General features: G+C 59.0%; 18 protein-coding genes. 16 read left to right on the forward strand and 2 right to left on the reverse strand.

Going from position 1 to position 17988, the window contains the following annotated elements:
• The first annotated feature begins 7 nt into the window (after positions 1 to 7).
• The 7 genes from QZ460_RS05250 (at position 8) to QZ460_RS05280 (ending at position 6841) form a co-directional block, all read left to right on the forward strand.
• Positions 8 to 904 (forward strand): hypothetical protein, encoded by an 897-nt coding sequence (locus QZ460_RS05250; protein WP_290540533.1) that lies wholly within the window; start codon positions 8 to 10, stop codon positions 902 to 904.
• Positions 905 to 944: 40 nt separating this feature from the next.
• Entirely contained in the window at positions 945 to 2336 is a 1392-nt protein-coding gene (locus QZ460_RS05255) for an SPFH domain-containing protein (RefSeq protein ID WP_290540534.1), read from the forward strand.
• 199 nt (positions 2337 to 2535) lie between these two features.
• The gene (locus QZ460_RS05260) at positions 2536 to 2931 is read left to right on the forward strand and encodes a DUF4339 domain-containing protein (protein WP_290540535.1); all 396 of its coding nucleotides are present in this window, start codon (positions 2536 to 2538) and stop codon (positions 2929 to 2931) included.
• A 2-nt stretch (positions 2932 to 2933) separates the two neighbouring features.
• The gene (locus QZ460_RS05265; protein ID WP_290540536.1) at positions 2934 to 3272 is read left to right on the forward strand and encodes a hypothetical protein; all 339 of its coding nucleotides are present in this window, start codon (positions 2934 to 2936) and stop codon (positions 3270 to 3272) included.
• 4 nt (positions 3273 to 3276) lie between these two features.
• The gene (locus QZ460_RS05270; protein WP_290540537.1) at positions 3277 to 4677 is read left to right on the forward strand and encodes a hypothetical protein; all 1401 of its coding nucleotides are present in this window, start codon (positions 3277 to 3279) and stop codon (positions 4675 to 4677) included.
• Positions 4678 to 4706: 29 nt separating this feature from the next.
• Positions 4707 to 5285 (forward strand): hypothetical protein, encoded by a 579-nt coding sequence (locus QZ460_RS05275; protein WP_290540538.1) that lies wholly within the window; start codon positions 4707 to 4709, stop codon positions 5283 to 5285.
• An 83-nt stretch (positions 5286 to 5368) separates the two neighbouring features.
• On the forward strand, positions 5369 to 6841 hold the full coding sequence (locus tag QZ460_RS05280) for a hypothetical protein (protein WP_290540539.1): 1473 nt from the start codon (positions 5369 to 5371) through the stop codon (positions 6839 to 6841).
• Positions 6842 to 6904: 63 nt separating this feature from the next.
• On the opposite strand, the gene QZ460_RS05285 is transcribed toward QZ460_RS05280, so the two are convergent.
• Positions 6905 to 7546, reverse strand: coding sequence for a nitroreductase family protein (locus tag QZ460_RS05285; protein ID WP_290540540.1), 642 nt, complete (start codon positions 7544 to 7546; stop codon positions 6905 to 6907).
• Positions 7547 to 7789: 243 nt separating this feature from the next.
• Between QZ460_RS05285 and dinB the strand changes: the two genes are divergently transcribed.
• Positions 7790 to 8860, forward strand: a complete 1071-nt coding sequence (gene dinB / locus QZ460_RS05290) for a DNA polymerase IV (protein WP_290540541.1) — start codon at positions 7790 to 7792, stop codon at positions 8858 to 8860.
• Between the two features lie 62 nt (positions 8861 to 8922).
• On the forward strand, positions 8923 to 9141 hold the full coding sequence (locus tag QZ460_RS05295; RefSeq protein ID WP_290540542.1) for a hypothetical protein: 219 nt from the start codon (positions 8923 to 8925) through the stop codon (positions 9139 to 9141).
• 116 nt (positions 9142 to 9257) lie between these two features.
• Here the strand turns inward: QZ460_RS05295 and QZ460_RS05300 are convergent, their stop codons facing one another.
• Positions 9258 to 10442, reverse strand: coding sequence for a hypothetical protein (locus tag QZ460_RS05300; protein ID WP_290540543.1), 1185 nt, complete (start codon positions 10440 to 10442; stop codon positions 9258 to 9260).
• A 315-nt stretch (positions 10443 to 10757) separates the two neighbouring features.
• Between QZ460_RS05300 and QZ460_RS05305 the strand changes: the two genes are divergently transcribed.
• From QZ460_RS05305 to nagB, 7 genes are all read left to right on the forward strand, one after another.
• Positions 10758 to 11864 (forward strand): ROK family protein, encoded by a 1107-nt coding sequence (locus QZ460_RS05305; protein WP_290540544.1) that lies wholly within the window; start codon positions 10758 to 10760, stop codon positions 11862 to 11864.
• 13 nt (positions 11865 to 11877) lie between these two features.
• Positions 11878 to 12843: a type I phosphomannose isomerase catalytic subunit gene (locus QZ460_RS05310; protein ID WP_290540545.1), complete on the forward strand. Its 966-nt coding sequence runs from the start codon at positions 11878 to 11880 to the stop codon at positions 12841 to 12843.
• A 17-nt stretch (positions 12844 to 12860) separates the two neighbouring features.
• Positions 12861 to 13076, forward strand: coding sequence for a hypothetical protein (locus tag QZ460_RS05315; protein ID WP_290540546.1), 216 nt, complete (start codon positions 12861 to 12863; stop codon positions 13074 to 13076).
• Between the two features lie 145 nt (positions 13077 to 13221).
• A complete protein-coding gene (locus QZ460_RS05320) occupies positions 13222 to 14319 on the forward strand; it encodes an aminoglycoside phosphotransferase family protein (protein ID WP_290540547.1) in 1098 nt (365 codons plus the stop codon).
• 3 nt (positions 14320 to 14322) lie between these two features.
• Positions 14323 to 14964 (forward strand): carbohydrate-binding family 9-like protein, encoded by a 642-nt coding sequence (locus QZ460_RS05325; protein WP_290540548.1) that lies wholly within the window; start codon positions 14323 to 14325, stop codon positions 14962 to 14964.
• Positions 14965 to 15099: 135 nt separating this feature from the next.
• Positions 15100 to 17049: a 6-phosphogluconolactonase gene (locus QZ460_RS05330; protein ID WP_290540549.1), complete on the forward strand. Its 1950-nt coding sequence runs from the start codon at positions 15100 to 15102 to the stop codon at positions 17047 to 17049.
• A 48-nt stretch (positions 17050 to 17097) separates the two neighbouring features.
• Positions 17098 to 17898 (forward strand): glucosamine-6-phosphate deaminase, encoded by an 801-nt coding sequence (gene nagB, locus QZ460_RS05335; protein ID WP_290540550.1) that lies wholly within the window; start codon positions 17098 to 17100, stop codon positions 17896 to 17898.
• Positions 17899 to 17988: the final 90 nt, after the last annotated feature.

A 17988-nucleotide genomic window follows, 5' to 3' on the forward strand; every position in this document is an offset into this window, starting at 1 on the left:
ACAAGCCATGAAATGCCCCAAATGTAAAGAAGAACTTCCGCTGTTGTCGCGTGTCTGCCCCGTGTGCGGATACGTGCTGGAAGATGAAAACCATAACGCTTCGGACTCCATCAACCGTCTCGAACACCTGCTCCACGAGATGAAGGGGCTTCCGCGCCCCTCGTTCCTCAAGAGCATGAACCGGCTCTCGATTTTCGTGCTGCCGATCCTCACGTTGCTGCTCGTCATCATGGCGGTCGTCAGCCAGGCGGGACTCTTGTGGATATTGAGTATCATCTTCGCGGTGTGGACCCTTGTGGTCATCATTCTGAGGTTGGCGGGACGGTTGGGCAACACCTACTCCGACCGCCAATTTGCGAAGATGAAGAACGACTTTGAACTGCTGGCCCGCAGCGCCAACCGCGACTTCGGCAAGAACCGCGAGGTGGCGCGTCTGCTGGAGGAGATTACGGCACAAATCGCGGACATCGAGACCTCGCGCCGCAACATCTCGCGCCGCCACTCGCTCTACTGGATTATCATCGCAGCCTGTGTTCTCGCCGCTTCGTCGACTGTTCTGCACTCCATTCGCAACGCGGCCCGGGAATACGATGCGGAAACGGCCATTCAGGGCTGGCAAGACGCCGTCGAGAAGTTCCGCACATCGGGACTCGACGACGATTACGATGCGGCGCCGCGCACCATGCTCCTCAAAAAGATTCTCGAAGCCGGGGAAGCCGTTGCTGCGGAGGATTTCTTCAGGGAGTTCTGCATGAAGCGCATCGGCGACTACGACTGCGCCCGCCAAATTGTAGAATACTACCGGCAAAACAACAAGGTGCAGGAGGCACGCCGCTTTGTGGAGAGTTGCCAGCTGCGCTACAAATCAGAATACAAGAAACTCAAAAAACTACTAACAGATTGATTATATGGGACTCTTCGGAAGTAAAAAAGAGGGTGGCATCATGGATGTCATCCGTTGCGACCAATCCGACTATCTAATCTGGAAATGGACACCTGCGGGTATGCCTTCCCGCAAAATGAACGCCATACGTTACGGCAGCCGTCTCCGCGTGAAAGAGGGCGAGGTGGCCGTATTCGTCTACGAAAAGGAGGGCGGAATGGATTTCATCGAGGGCTTCCACGACGAAGTACTCAAGACGGCCAACTTCCCGGTGCTCACCACCATTGTGGGTGCGGCATTCGGGGGGCAGTCGCCCTTTCAGGCCGAGGTATTTTTCATCAACCGTTCGGGCACTCTGCGCCTGCCGTTCTTCATCGAGAACGTCACCCTCTCGGAAGCCCGCCACGTGGCCGTGAATCAGCTGACCTCCATCGAGACCAACGAACGCCCCCTATTTGTGCCGGCATCGGTCAAGGGGTCGCTAACCTTCAGTATCGCCGACTACAAGGCCTTCATCGCCAAGTATCAGATGGCGCAATACGACATGAACGACCTCTCGTTGCAGATTCGCGACGCCCTGCGCCGTCACGCCAAGTCCTACATCACCAAAGCCACCAAGGAGAACAACATCTCGCTGGTCGAAATCGAGGGTTACCTCGACCAGATCAGCGAATATGTCGAGGAGAAGCTCAAGGAGCAGCTGAAAGCAGATTTTGCCATCGATGTGCGCCGCATCGACATCTCGGATATCATGCTCGACACCTCGTCGATGGGCTACAAGGAGCTGATGGCACAGACGGCCGTAGCCAGCGAGGCCGAAATGCGCAACATCCGCGACAAGCAGCGCATCGCCGCCGAGCACAACGAGGAGATGCTCCGCATCGCCCGTGAGGGACAGCTGCTCGGACAGCAGGAGGCACACATCCGCGCCCACCAGATAAACATCCAGGGCGAGGTGGCACGCACGGCAGCCGAAAGTCTCGGTTATCTGGGTGGTGACGGCAGCAACGCAGGCATGAATCCGGCCGGCATGATGACAGGCGTAATGATGGGCGGCGTCGTGGGCAACAACATGGCCAACATGATGGGCAACATGATGCAGGACATCCAGAAGCAGCAGACTTCGATGGGTATGCCCGCAGGACAGGCCCAGCCGAACAACATGGGGCAGCCCGTCGCATCGCCTGCCGCACAAGGGATTCCGACCCCTCCGTGCGGCCCTGCCACTCCTCCCCCACCTCCCCCGATGCCGCAAACACTGTACTTTGTGGCGGAGAACGGAGCGCAGACAGGACCCTTCACCTCGGAGCAGCTCCGCCAGATGATTCTCAACCGTCAGGTCGGCCCTGCCACCTACGTGTGGAAACAGGGCATGGCCGCATGGGCCGCCGCAGCGTCGCTCCCCGAGTTGAGCAACGAGTTCGGCACGGTTCCGCCCCCGATTAACATGTAGTCCATCAATGGGGAGGGGCGGAAAACTCCTCCCCCCATGATGAACAACACGGACAATCGGCCGATTCCGACCGCGGACGATGACCGCTTTCCCTGTGGAGAAACTCCTCCAAAGGCAGGGGGGGGGGGCTGAATCCCGGCAGGAACCGGAAACCAAGAGAAAAACAGAGAACAAACGATTTTCAAAACGAGTCAGCCTTATGATGGATGCATCGGACTTTGATTGGGAGCGAGTCATGGAATGGACCATGGGTCTCACGATGGCGGGATTGATGCAACAGGTCATGACCTCCAATTTCATGCCTGCACCCGTCGCTTCGCAAGGAAACAACCCCGGCCCGCAACCAGCTCCACAGGAGCAGGATACACTCCGCATCCCCGACGGTCTGCGCTACATCTACGTCTGGAAGGAGGGGCAGCCGGCGGGACCATTCTCCCTCAAGGAGTTCATCTACGAAATCCGCGAGCGACGAATCACCCCCGAAACCTACATCTGGAAATCGGGCATGGAGCAGTGGCAACGTGCCGCCGAGGTCAAGGATTTGAGCATACACCCTGCGAGCTGTCCTCCCCCAAAACCTAAATTTGAATTTTAACCATGAAAGCCAATATTTTTACCATCATTCTTTCGATTCTTTCCGGTGCGCTCATCAGCTACGGATTTCACGCCGCCGGAGCATCGACTCCCCTAATCGCCTGCACAGGTCTGCTCTGCACGCTCAGCCTGGTGCTGGGTATGGGCATCTCGTGGGCCGAATACCCCCGCACCTCGATGCTGCTCCACACTCTGGGCTGGGTCTTCTTCGTGTTGTTCCTCGGACTCAACATCCTGCTCGGAGTGCTCGGCGCCGGAGAGAGCCTGCTCATCATCCTCAACGGAATATTGGTGATTGTGCTGCTCGGAGCAAGCTATTTCGTGACGAACGCCAAACAATAAAGACATGAAAAAATCGATTGTACTGTGCTGCGCCCTCCTCGCGGCGATGCAGACGCTCCCCGCACAGGAAAAGATTCTCGAACGCAGCTCGAAAAAATCTCCTGCATGGACAGGCATAGCCCAGCCCGAGCAAATCATCGTCTCGGCACAGGACAAGACCCTCGATGCCGCCCGTGAGCAATGTTTTACGGACATTCGACAGGCTATTGTCAATGCCGTGAGCGTCAACATCTGCTCCTCGGAGCAATTGTCGGACAAGAACGAGGAGTACAACGGAACAAGCAACTTCTTCCGCGAATATGAATCGGAGGTGAAAACCGTGGCCGCCAAGCTGCCCTTCATCACGGACATCTCCCTCTCGGATGCCGAAATCTACTGGGAGCACCGCATGAACAAACGCTCCAAGGAGATGTTCTATGTCTGTCATGTGAAGTACCCCTTCCCGACAGCACGCCGGAATCAGTTGATCGACGAGTTCCTGCGCCAGGACAAGGAGCAGTATGACAAGTATCTGGAATTGAAGGCCAACTTCGACCGCTTCGCTTACATCGAGGAGATCGACCGCGCACTGTCGGACCTCAATCCCCTTGTCAACTACTTCTTCGACTCGCGCCGCCACGACGAGGCCGTGGCTCTCCGTCGCAATTATCTCGGACTCTATTCGGCGATAGAGGTGGTTCCCTACGAAAATTCGTTGGGCGAGCATCTCTTCTACTTCGCGATCAACGGACGCAGGGTGCTCACCTCGAAACAGCCCGTCATACAGTCGGAATTTGCCACGGATATCGTTATAAAGCCCGTTGCGGAGAAGATGTACAGCGTGACCTACAACTACGAGCAGTGTCTGGACGGTGACGAAAACTCCATACGATTGATTTACCGCTTCGGTCCCCAGGCTGTCAGGCACGCATTCTCGTTCGATGTACGCGAAAACAAGATAGCGGTCATTCCGTTCGGCGAAATCGTTATCCGCACCCGGATGGACGAAGATGCCGCCGCCGGGCAGGCTTTCGAAAATGAAAAGGCCGCAGCCGAAAAGCCCGACACCGCCGCAACGCATGATGCCGTGGACACGGTTGCTCCCGAAGAAGCCGAAGCCCCTGCCGCCGAAAAACAGTTGAAGAAAATCGGAGGGTGGATCGACCTCCGCGTCAAATACGACACTCCGTTTGAGGTCCGCGCCCTGAGCCTTGAGGCGGCAGGCATCGACGCCCGAATCGAGAAGGGTCTCGACGCATCGTTCAAGGGCAAGGGCACACACCGTCTTTACTTCACTGCCGAGGGCGACTTCACCATCGGCAAGAGACGCTCGCCGCTGATGCGCGGCCTACTCACGGTCTACAACCCCAACACGCAAAAAAGCGAGGAGGTACGCTTCGCGCTACCCTACCGTATCCTGGAATAGCAACCCATCTAAAAAACATCCGTAAAACTATGAAAAGAATCCTTTTGATGGCAGCAAGTCTGCTGTGTGTATTTTCTCTCTCAAGCTGCTCGTCGAGCAAGAAGGTCATGAAGGCCCCTCTCTCCGAGGGGGAGACAGAGATCGCCCTTCCGCTCAGCGAGCCACAATACAACACCGACGCCAAATTCTGGCGCGCCACGCAAGTGGGCACCAGCCGCGACATATCGCTGGCCAAGAAAATCGCCATGCAAAACACGCGTCAGGAGCTTGCCGCTCTGGTGCAGAACGAGGTGAAATCGGTCATTGAGAACTACGGTCAGAATGCAGCCGTGCACGAACAGAACGACAACGAAGCCCTCTACAAGGAGCTGACCCGCACGGTCATCGACCAGCAGTTGAACGGCGTGGAGATTGCCGGAATCAAGGTATTCCGTCTGGCCAACGGCGACTATCGCTGCCACACCTGTCTCCAGATGTCGAAGGAGAAGCTCGAAGAGAAGATTTCCGAAGTCCTCGCGCAAGACAAGCGTCTGCTTCTGGAATTTGACAAGGAGCAATTCAAGAAGGTCTTTGACGAGGAGATGAGCAAATGTGCCAATAAGAAATAAATTTTCGACACCAACACGGAGTGGCATCGCCTCCCCCAGAAAAACATGGGGCGCGTGCCGCTCCTCTTTATTTTCGGAAGACCATGAAAAACCACATCATTCTGCTGCTCCTGCTACTGGTGGCTGCCCCCTCTCCGGCGCAGGACTACGGCCAGTGGCGCAAGAAATATGACCAATTCAAGGAGCAGCGCCAAAAGGAGTATCAGGACTTCAAAGCCAAGGCCAATGCCGACTTTGCCGCCTATCTCAAACAGCAGTGGAAGCATTACGACCGCAAGAGTGCCGATGCAGCTCCCCTGCCGGTAATTCCGCCCGAGCCGCAGACCCTGCCCCCGCAGCAACCCTCACCCCGACCGCTGCCCGAGCCGACCACCACACCCGATGAGATCCGCGAGATTGCCGACCAAAGCACCCCGCCCGCCACTCGTCCCGTGACACCGGTCTACAAGGGGCGCACCCTCGCGCTCGAATTCTTTGGCGATTCCCTCACCATCCCCTGGTCGGAGGAGATGACACCCCGTCTGACATCGAGCGACGAGAAGGGATTCAGTGCCGTCTGGGGCGTATGGAGCAGCCACAGCGACGATTGTGTACGCTACCTCTCCGCCTATGCCGATGCCCACCACCTCAACGGATGGGGTTACTATCAACTGATCAAGAAGTTAAGCGAACAGGCCTACACCGACCGTCAGAACAACGAGCGCATCGCCCTGCAGGCCTTCCTGCTCTCGCAGCTCAAATTCAAGGCCCAGGTGGCTGCCAATGAGGAGCGTTTGGTGTTGCTGCTGCCCTTCAAGGAGCAGGTCTATGCCGTGCCCTATCTGGTGCTGGACAACAGCAAGTTCTACATTTACAGCTACGGCCACAACCTCGGCTCATCCTACCGCACCTACGACAACAATTTCTCCTACGCCGACCGTCAGCTGAGTCTGGCCATGGACGGAGGGATGGATGTCGGGCTCCGTCAGCGCATGGAGGTGAAGCGTTGGAGTGCCATTTTGGGGGAGCCGTTCGTGGCAGAGCTGCCGATAGGCAACATCGCTCTCCAGCTGAACTATCCCGTTATCGACGGCAAGGTCTACTATCGTCAGACCGTATCACCGCAACTCGCGACACAGGTACTCTCGACCCTCAGACGCAAAATCAGCGGCATGAACGAGACCCAACAGGTGGGCTATCTGCTCAACCTGGTTCAGAACGGATTCAAATACGCCACCGACGACGAGATGTTCGGCCGTCAGAAGCAACTCTTCATCGAAGAGTCGTTCTTCTACGAACAGAACAACTGCAAGGACCGTGTGGGCGTCTTTTCGTGGTTGGTGCGTGAGCTCACGGGGCTCGATGTCGTGTCGGTCAGTTTTGCCGCCACCTCAAGGAGCAAGGGCGTGGCACACATCACGTGTGCCGTGAATTTCAGGGGAGATGTCCCGGGCGATGCCTTCAACTTTCGGGGCAAACGCTACGTGATGTGCGACCCGACCTACATCAATGCCGGAATCGGCAAGACGATGCCCTGCTACGCCGGCGATGCGGGTGAAATCAGAGCGTTGGATTAATTGCACGGCCCTCAAAAAGGGGCTTTCCCTTTTTGAGGGAGGGAGGAGGAGGGAGAGGGAGGGTTACCCGATAATCAGATCCTCGACACGGACTTTGGGGACATGGTGGATGCCGTCCTTGCGGAAATAACGGTGGTCGTCGTTTTCGGAAATCTCCACCAATTCGATTTTCTCAATGCCCTTGCCGAAGGCCAAGATCAGCAACGGATCGAGCTCCAGATGGAATTTCTGCCGGATCCGCTCTTTGTCAAACGCTCCGATACAGATGCCGTTCAGCCCGATTTCGGCCGCCTGAAGCAGCATGCTCTGGGCCGAGATCCCCAAATCGATGGAGACATAACGATCTTCCGGGACCGTTGAGCAGACGATGATGAACGCATTCGGTTCGGTTCCCGGGAGCGGCAAATGGAGCTCGGGCAAAGCACCTCCGAGGCGGATTTCAGCCAAGACCGCGGGTGCTTCGTCCGCCAGGACGGGCCGGAAGCGCAGGACCTGCTGATTCCGCGCCGAGGGAATGCGGGTGTTAACTCCGATAATGCGGCGAAGCTGGTCGTCGCGCACAATGAAGCGGGGATCGTAACCGCGATGGCTGCGGTTTTTCAGCAACAGGCGGCTCAATGTCACCAGCGGCCTGCGACTGGCCTGTCCGGATGCCGAACGGGCCAGATACTCTTCCATTTTTCGGCCTAAATAATCGTCTGCCATTTTTCATCAGGATCTATAAACAGGGACAAAGATACGCAATCCGCCGGCATTCCCCCAATCCTGAAAGAGATTTTCAACCGGCAAGACGGTCCGGCGCCCCGACCGGAAGCCCAACTGGAAGCCCAACCAAAAGCAGGACCGGAAGCCCGGGCACCTTTCGAATCGGCCCGAACCGAAAGGCCGGCCGCGGCCGGTAAAAAGAAATAATTTGCATTATCTTTGCACCCGTCCGACGAACGCCCGATGTCCCAACGCAAGATTATCCATATCGACATGGATGCCTTTTACGCATCCGTAGAGCAGCGCGACCACCCCAAATACCGGGGCCGTCCGATCGCCGTCGGATACGACGGACCGCGCGGAGTCGTCGCCACGGCAAGCTACGAAGCCCGCCCCTATGGGGTTCATTCGGCGCTCTCGTCCGTGCTGGCGAAGCGGCTGTGTCCGGGGCTGATCTTCGTCCCGGCGCGGTTCGAGGTCTACAAGTCCGTCTCCCGACAGATCCGCGCCATCTTCGGCGAATACACTGAACTCGTGGAGCCCCTCTCGCTCGACGAAGCGTTTCTCGACGTGAGCCACGTCCGTTCGGCAACGCTGATCGCCCGCGAAATCAAGGCCCGCATCCTCGCCGAAACCGGACTGACGGCCTCGGCCGGAATCTCGGTCAACAAGATGCTGGCAAAGATCGCCTCCGACTATCGGAAGCCCGACGGGCTGTTCACGATCCCGCCGGAGCGGATCGAGGAGTTCGTGGCCGGGCTGCCCATCGAACGCTTTTTCGGCATCGGCGAAGTAACGGCCGAAAAGATGCACCGCCTTGGCATCCGCACGGGAGCCGACCTGCGGCTCTGGAACGAAACGGCGCTCGTGCAGCAGTTCGGGAAGGCCGGGCACAGCTATTACGGCTATGCCCGGGGCATCGACGAGCGGGAGGTCACGCCGAACCGGATCCGCAAGTCGCTCGGCGCGGAGACGACCTTTGCCGAAGACACGGACGACCGGGAACAGCTGCGGCTCGAGCTGTCGGCCGTGCGCGAAGAGGTCTGGAACCGGGTGATGCATCATGAATTTCGGGGCAAGACCGTGGTCCTGAAGCTCAAGTTCGAGAACTTCCGGCAGATAACCCGCTCGAAAACCCTATTCACGTCCGTCGATTCGGCCGAGACCCTCCGCCGCGTGTCGGAAGAGTTGCTGGCCGCAACGGATTTCCACGGGCACAGGATTCGGCTGATCGGACTCACAGTCGGCAACTCGCCGGAGGCCTGCCCGGAGTGCGTGCAGTTGCGGTTCGATTTCGAAAACCCGGAGCCGTAAGACCTCCAGCCATCACCGGAAACGGTATGGCTTTTGCAAGGCTTCCCGCCAAAAAGGAAGCCATGAAACAGACCGACAAAACAGGGGCGGGAAAGACCGCCGTCCGGCATTCGGAACCGATGCCGAAAACCACCGTAACGCAAGTCACCCCCGACGACATCCTCAACGACGGAGGCCCGATCCCGCAAGTAGCCGAGGACGGAACGCTCTCCAAACGGCAGCTGGAGCAGGATGTGGTGATGACCAACCCGTCGGTCGACAGCATGGGGAGCCGGGGGTAGTCCGACAACGCCCCGCAGCATCCGCCCAAGGCTCCCGATGCGGCCGACACAAAGATGCCCGGGCACTCGCAGGAGCGTCCGGGCGCATGGTACAAATGGTACAATAGGCAAGGGAGCTATTCAACCGGCCGGAAGGGAGCATCCGCATCGCCGGTCCACCGATAGAGCCGAACGGTGCTGCTCTGCTGTTCGGTCTGCTTCGAACGGGCATTCTGCGAAATGTAGAAATAGCCGCCGCCGAGCGGACACAGTCCCGTGGCTCCCCATTTGAAATCCCAGCCGCAGATGCCGCCGTCCGATTTCCCGGCGGAGACCAGCGAGAGCACCTCGCCCTCAACAGGCCGATCGAAACCCTCCAACAGCTCCCTGCGGGCAGGCTTGCCGCCATCGATCACAAAGAGCGACCAGTTCGGGAATTGCGACTTACGGCCCTTGTAGACCGCGGCATAGCAGTTGCCCGACGCAGGGTCATAGGCCAGGTTCTGGATCCCCCACGTGGTATTGCCCGTGCGAACGAAATACTTGTGGTCGGGCGCCTCCGGGCCGCTTTTATGCAGACTCCCCTGGGCGAGCGGCCGTTCGAAACGCCTCCAGTCCTTCGTGTCGTAGGCGAGCAGCACCTGGTAATCGTTGTCCGTGCGCAGGGTATCGCCGTAAATGCCATAGGCCACATAGAGATAATCGCCTTCCTCCTGCGCTCCGAACCGGGGCGCAAAGGTCACGCCGTCGATGCCCGAACAGCCGAACCGATGCCTGACTGTCCGTCCGCCGTTCTCCACCGTTGCGAAATAGTCGTCGACGGCCTCCTTGATATGGACCGTGGTCATCACACGATCCTTCTCGGCATCCATGTCCGGACGCGTGATGCGGTCCACGTCGAAAATGGCGACGTAAAATCCCGTCCGGTCCGCACCCGCTTCGGGCGTCTCCGCCCCCGCGTCGAGCACCTTGCGGATGCCCTTGCCGATCGCATCGTCCTTGTATTCCAGCGAACCGTACACGCGACCGTCGGCAGGATTCATCGTCAGACAGCCCAGATGGCCCGTCAGACCGTCCACGCTGCCTATCAGGTTGCCTGCGAAGTCCATCTTCAGCAATTTGGTCGTGAAGGAGAAATAGATGTAGCGGCGCTCGAGATCGACGGCAATGCCCTGCACGTGGAACGGGCCCTGTTCGCCCGAGCGGATTTCGCGCGGCAGGCTACTCGGATCTGGGGCGTCTTTCGCCCGACGGGCGCCCGACGGGCAGGCCGTCAGCAGCAGCGGAACGACCAGCAAAGGGAGCAGACGTTTGAAGTTCATCGGATGCTTTTTTACGTTTGGATCGATTAAATTTTCTTTTTCGCAACAAATATAGCAAAATGCATCTAAAAACGCAATAAAAAGAAACAACGCTCCCCTTCCGGGCGGAAAAAAGGGGGCAGGATGTACAAAAGCGAGTGCGGCAGGAGGGGTTCCGTCGTGCGCAAACCCGCCCCGAAAACAACGGATCGGGACCAGGGAGCCAAAAGCGGCAGCGGTCGCGGGCCTTTTTCCCGCAATTCGGATTTGCTCCCGTTCGAATTTTTACTACCTTTGCCTGCAGTTACACCGACAATTCAAACAAAACTACGCAATATGTACAGCCATGACAACCGGGTGGTCATCACCCTCGACGCCGGCGGCACGAACCTTGTTTTCGGCGCCATGCAGGCCAACAAATTCATCGTGGAGCCGATCACCCTCCCGTCGCATGCGGAGAACCTCGACAAATGCCTCGCAACGATCGTCGAAGGCTTCCAGGCCGTCATCGGCCGTCTGCCCGAAAAACCCGTAGCCATCAGTTTCGCATTCCCCGGCCCGGCTGACTATCCGAACGGCATCATCGGTGGCTATCTGCCCAACTTCCCCTCGTTCCGCGAAGGCGTGGCGCTGGGGCCGTTCCTCGAAGCGAAATTCGGCATTCCGGTATACATCAACAACGACGGCGACCTGTTTGCCTATGGCGAGGCGCTGGGAGGTGCTCTGCCCGAGGTCAACGCCCGGCTCGAAGCGCTGGGAAGCCCGAAGAAATACAAAAACCTCGTCGGCTACACCTTCGGCACGGGACTCGGCGTGGGCCTTGTGGTCGACAACCGGCTGAACCGCGGCGACAACTCGTGCGTCGAGACGTTCTGTCTGCGTCACAAGAAGATGCCCGAAATCATCGTCGAGGACGGAGCATCGATCCGCGCCGTGAAACGGGTCTACGGCGAACTGACCGGCAACCCGAACCACGGCCTCGAACCGAAGGAGATCTGCGAAATCGCCGACGGCACGCGCGAAGGCGACCGGGAGGCCGCGAAGAAGGCTTTTGCCGAAATGGGCGAGATCGCCGGCGACGCCATGGCTACGGCTGTGACGCTGGTGGACGGACTGATCGTCATCGGCGGCGGCATCACTGCGGCCCGCAAATACATCATGCCCGCCCTTTTGAACGAGCTGCGCGGTAAGATGCACACGATGGCCGGCGACGAACTGAACCGCGTGCAGATGAAGGTTTACGACCTGGACGACGAGACGGAGTTCCGCGAATTTGCCAAGGGCGCACAGCGGCCTCTGAAAGTCTACGGCACGGACCGCTACGTGGCCTACGATCCGCAGAAACGCATCGGAGTCACGATTTCGAAACTCGGCGCAAGCCAGGCCATTTCGGTCGGCGCATACGCTTTCGCCCTGAGCCAGCTCGACGCACAGAACGCATAAAACACAATCGACCATGTATAAATTTCAACCGATTCTGAAATCCCTGATCTGGGGCGGCGAGAAGATCGCCCCTTACAAGGGAATCGCCACCGAACAACACAACATCGGCGAAAGCTGGGAGTTGTCGGGCGTCAAGGACAACGAGTCCGTCGTCGCCGAAGGTCCCGAAGCCGGAACGACACTCCCCGAACTGATCTCCCGCCACGGCGCAGCGCTGCTGGGCAAGGCCAACCTCGAACGCTTCGGCGAGGAGTTCCCGCTGTTGATCAAGTTCATCGACGCCCGGCAGGACCTCTCGATCCAGGTGCACCCGAACGATGACCTGGCGTGGGAACGCCACAAATCCAAGGGCAAGACCGAAATGTGGTACGTAGTGTCGGCGGACAAGGATGCACACCTGCATTCGGGCTTCTCGAAGCAGGTGACACCGGCCGAGTATGAGGCCAGCGTCGGAGACAACACCATTACGGACATCCTGGCCGACTACAAGGTCGCACCGGGCGACGTGTTCTTCCTGCCCGCGGGACGTGTGCACTCGATCGGTGCGGGGTCGTTCATCGCCGAGATTCAGCAGACCTCGAACATCACCTACCGCATCTACGATTTTAACCGCCGCGATGCCAACGGCAACACCCGCGAACTGCACACCGAGCAGGCCAAGGGAGCCATCGACTACACCGTGCTGCCCGACTACCGGACGCATTACGAGGCGGCACAGGACACGCGCGTAGAGCTGGTGTCGTGCCCCTATTTCACCACGTCGCTCTACGATCTGACGCGCCCCGAGACGCTCGATCTCTCGACGCTCGACTCGTTCGTCGTGGCGATCTGCATCGAGGGCCGCGGCACGCTCACCGACGACAGCGGAGCATCGGTTCCGGTGCATCAGGGCGAAACGGTCCTGATTCCGGCTTCGGTCCGTTCGCTTACCTTCACGCCCGACGGCGGCATGAAGCTGCTGACCAGCTGGATAGGCTGAGACATCCTCCAATCCCAATGAAAAAGTTCCGGTCTGCCGTGAGGGCAGACCGGAACTTTTTTCAGCACGGTAAACCAAGCCTCCACGCTGTCGCCCATCCGATTGTTAGCCATCTCGATCCGAAACCGGGGAGCTACACGGCGACGTTCGTTGTCGCCAACGGCAACTACCAAGGGCAGTCCACACCCACCCTCTATGAGGTGACATTCACGGTGATCGACCCGCTCGAATAACCCGTCCGAAGATCACAGCAAGCCCGTCCTTCTGCAAGAAAGACGGGCTTTTTCGCAATATCCGGTTGCATTTCTGCGTTTTTTCCAGTAACTTTGGAGGTGGAACTTAACCTTTGACAACCAACAACCGGAACAACATCATCACATGAAGGCTGAATTACAGGAAATAGCGTCGCAATTCGCGTTGGAGGGCGCTATCACGGCAATCGACTCGCTGGGCGAGGGATTCATCAACGATACGTTCATCGTCCGCACGGCGGGAGACGCTCCGGACTACATCCTCCAGCGCAAAAACAAGAACATCTTTCCCGACATTCCGGCCATGATGGAGAACATCCGCAAAGTGACGGACCACATCCGCCGCCGCGTTGCAGCCGCCGGAGGCGATCCCGAACGCGAGGCGATGAGCATCGTTGCGACCCGCGACGGGAAACTCTATCACGTGGACCCGCAGGGCGAATATTGGACCGTTTCGGTTTTCATCAGCGACACGATCGCCTACAACAAGGCCGACTCCCCGGAACTGGCCCGCAAGGGCGGCGAGGGCATCGGCAAGTTTCAGTCCCAGCTGGCCGACTTCACCGAGCCGCTGGCCGAGACGATCAAGGGATTCCACAACATCCGCCACCGCTTCGCTCAGTGGGACGAAGCACTGCGAGGCGACGCCGCAGGCCGTGTGAAAGACCTTGCGGAGGAGATCGGCTGGATCGAATCGCGCCGCGACGAGATGCTCGCCTTCTGGTCGAAGGTCGAGGACGGCACGATCCCCACGCGCGTAACCCACAACGACACAAAAATCAACAACATACTCTTCGACAAGCAGGGCGAGGTGCTGTGCGCCATCGACCTCGACACGGTGATGAACTCCACGTCGCTCAACGACTTCGGCGACGCCATCCGCTCCTACACCAACACGGGCGATGAGGATGACCGCGACCTTTCGCGCGTGAGCATGTCCCTGGAAATGTTCCGCGCTTATACCGAAGGCTACCTGTCGCAGCGGGCCGGAGAGCTCACCCGGGCCGAACTCGACCACCTGGCATTCTCGGCCCGCTACATCACCTTCGAGCAGGTGCTGCGCTTTCTGATGGACTACATCGACGGGGACACCTATTACAAAACGAAATACCCCGAGCACAACCTCGTGCGCACCCACGCCCAGTACAAACTGCTGCAGAGCATGGAAGAACAATACGACAAGATGTGTGAAACCGTACGGGAGACCGTCGCCAAATACAAATAAACAATGAAGATTCGCAAGATAGCAGATATCGCGCCTGACGACCGGGCCGCCGTGGACAAGGCATTCGCCGGAATCGAGTCCCAGGCGGTGGCTTGCTGCAACTGGCCCGCGGAATTTCCCTATACCCCGGAAGTTGGCTTCCGGATGTTCCATACGGGCGACTGGCTGATGCTGCGCTTCGACGTTGCCGAACGCTACACGGCAGCACTGGTCACGGAGGACAACGGACAGGTGTGGACCGACTCGTGCGCCGAGTTCTTCATCGCGCTCGACGAAGGGATGTACTACAACTTCGAAACCACCTGCATCGGACGGATGCTCCTCGGGGCCCACAAATCCCGGACCGAGGCCGAACACGCCTCGCCCGAAACTCTGGCGGGCGTGAAACGCTACACGACGCTCCCCGGCGAGCCTTTTGCCGAGCGCGAGGGCGACAACCGCTGGTCGCTCACGCTGGCCATCCCCCCGCAGGCGCTTTTCCGGCATGCGTTGACCGACTGGAGCGGCCTTGAAGCCCGCATGAATCTCTACAAATGCGGCGACAAGCTCTCGCACCCCCACTTCCTCTCGTGGCAGCCGATCCGCGCGGAGAGGCCCGATTTCCACCGCCCCGAGTTTTTCGGAGAGGTGACCTTCGAACAGTAGACCGGCCGCATGGACCGGTAATTACGACGGACAAACAGGCCGGCCGCGACAAGCTCCTCCCGAGGAGTTGCAAACGCCACGACATCGACCGACAACAAGGTTAAAACAGCGAAAAATACTAAATACCATCAAACAATGAACAACAAGTATTCACTTCCCAAAGATGGCGGTCTGATCTCCGAATCGGCTCCGCGTGACATCATCCATCGTTACGAGAAGATCCGCACCAAGGTCTACGAAAACGAGTACGAAGGTGTACGGTATGTCGCCGACAACATCGTCAAGGCGATCCGCACGTACAACGAAATCCACTGTTCGAACGAGGTTTACGAGGAGGCGCAGCCCTTCGTGCTGGGCCTCACGACGGGCCGCACGCCGCTGGGTCTCTACCGGGAACTGGTCAAACGCCACGAGCAGGGACAGATCAGCTTCCGGAACGTCGCCGTCTACAGCCTCGACGAATTCTTCCCGATCCGGTCGACCGAACAGCAGAGCCGCAACTACCGCATCCACGAAGAGTTTCTCAACCACATCGACATCCTGCCCGAGAATGTGCACATCCCCGACGGCATGGTTCCCGAAGAGCGCATCTCGGAGTACTGCGTTTCGTACGACCACGCCGTGAGCCACATCGACCTGATGATCATCGGCGTCGGCGAGGACGGCCAGATCGGCTTCAACGAGCCGGGCTCCTACTCCCGTTCGCGCACGCGGCTGGTGCAGCTGACCTACAACACCCGCAAAATCCAGTCGGGCGCCTTCTTCGGTCTGGAGAACACGCCCAAGATGGCCATCACGATGGGCATCGACACGATCATGCGCGCCGACCGCATCATCCTGATGGCCTGGGGCGAGGAGAAGGCCCGCATCGTGCAGCGGGTCGTCGAGGGGCAGATTACCGATCAGGTTCCCGCCTCCTACCTGCAGGCACACCAGAATATCGAGGTGGTGATCGACGAGAATGCCGCGCAGCTGCTCACCCGCGAGCAGACGCCGTGGATGGTGGGTCCCTGCGAATGGACGCCCAAGTTCGTCCGCAAGGCCGTGGTATGGCTCTGCGGCGTGGTGCAGAAACCCATCCTGAAGCTCACCTATAAGGATTATATCGAAAACTCGCTGGGCGAACTGCTCGAACAGGGCCGCGCCTACGACCAGATCAACATCGACGTCTTCAACGACCTCCAGCACACCATCACGGGCTGGCCGGGCGGCAAACCCGACGCCGACGACTCGACGCGTCCCGTAGCGTCGTCGCCCTTCCCCAAACGGGTGATCATCTTCTCGCCGCATCCCGACGACGACGTGATCTCGATGGGTGGCACGTTCATCCGCCTCGTGCAGCAGGGACACGACGTGCATGTGGCTTACGAAACCTCGGGCAACGTGGCCGTGCACGACGACGTGGTACTGCAAAACATCGACACGGCCCGCGAGCTGGGCTATGGCGACCATTATGCCGAAGTCGAGAAGGTCATCGCCGGCAAGAAGAAAGGCGAACCAGAGCCGCGTCCGCTGCTCAATCTGAAAGGCTCCATCCGCCGTGCCGAGGCGCGTGCCGCCGTGCGCTCGTTCGGGCTGAATCCCGACACCAACGCCCACTTCCTCAACCTGCCGTTCTACGAAACGGGCGGCATCAAGAAGGGCCTGCTCTCGGAGAAGGACATCGAAATCATCGTCAAGCTGCTGCGCGAGATCAAGCCCCATCAGATCTACGCCGCCGGCGACCTGGCCGATCCCCACGGCACGCACCGCACCTGCATGGAGGCCGTGCTCGGCGCCCTCGAAGTCGTGAAGGACGACGAGTGGATGAAGGAGTGCCACCTGTGGCTCTACCGCGGCGCCTGGATGGAGTGGGATCTGGGCATGGTGGACATGGCCGTGCCCCTGTCGCCCGACGAGTTGATCATGAAACGCCACGCCATCTACCGCCACCTCTCGCAGAAGGACATCATGCCCTTCCCGGGCAGCGATCCCCGCGAGTTCTGGCAGCGGGCCGAGGAGCGCACGCAGAACACCGCGAAGCTCTACGACCAGCTCGGCATGGCCGAATATCAGGCTATCGAGGTATTTGTGAAGATGTTTTAGCGGCATCTGCGCAACGCCCCAAACATAAAAAACAAAACACACTATCCCATGCGTTTAATCATTGAGAATACCCCCCAGCAGGTAGCCCAGTGGGCCGCCAATTACATCATCGCCCAAATCAAGAACAAGGAGCAGTACACCTCGTCGCCCTTCGTGCTGGGCCTGCCGACCGGCTCGACCCCGCTGGAGACCTACAAGGAATTGATCCGCCGCCACAAGACGGGCGAAGTATCGTTCAAGAACGTCATCACGTTCAACATGGACGAATATGTGGGTCTGCCCGAGGAGCATCCCGAAAGCTACCACTCGTTCATGTGGAACAATTTCTTCAAGCACATCGACATCAAGCCGGAGAACGTCAACATTCTCGACGGCAATGCCGAGGACCTGGCCAAGGAGTGCGCCGACTATGAGGCGCGCATCGTCGAGGCCGGGGGCATTGACCTCTTCATGGGCGGCGTGGGCGAAGACGGACACATCGCCTTCAACGAACCGTTCTCGTCGCTCAACTCCCGCACGCGGCTCAAGACCCTGACCCAGGACACGATCCAGGTCAACGCCCGGTTCTTCGGCGGCGACATCTCGCTCGTGCCGAAAACCGCACTGACGGTCGGCGTGGGCACGGTGCTGTCGGCCAAGAAGGTGCTGATCCTCGCCACGGGCCACAAGAAAGCCCGCGCAGTGCGCCACGGCGTCGAAGGTTCCTACAACCACCAGTGGACCATCTCGGCACTTCAGGTGCACCCCAACGGCATCCTGGTCTGCGACGACCCGGCCGCCGAGGAACTGCGTGTAGCCACCTACCGCTATTTCAAGGACATCGAGCGCGAAAACCTGATCTCGAAATAGGGTCGCACTCCCGACACGAAGACTCCCGCAGGGCCTGCCCTGCGGGAGTCTTTTGCTGCTGCCCCCGGCTGAGAACTCCGATGTCATTTT

It is taken from the genome of Alistipes sp. (assembly GCF_020026455.1).
Taxonomy (GTDB): domain Bacteria; phylum Bacteroidota; class Bacteroidia; order Bacteroidales; family Rikenellaceae; genus Alistipes.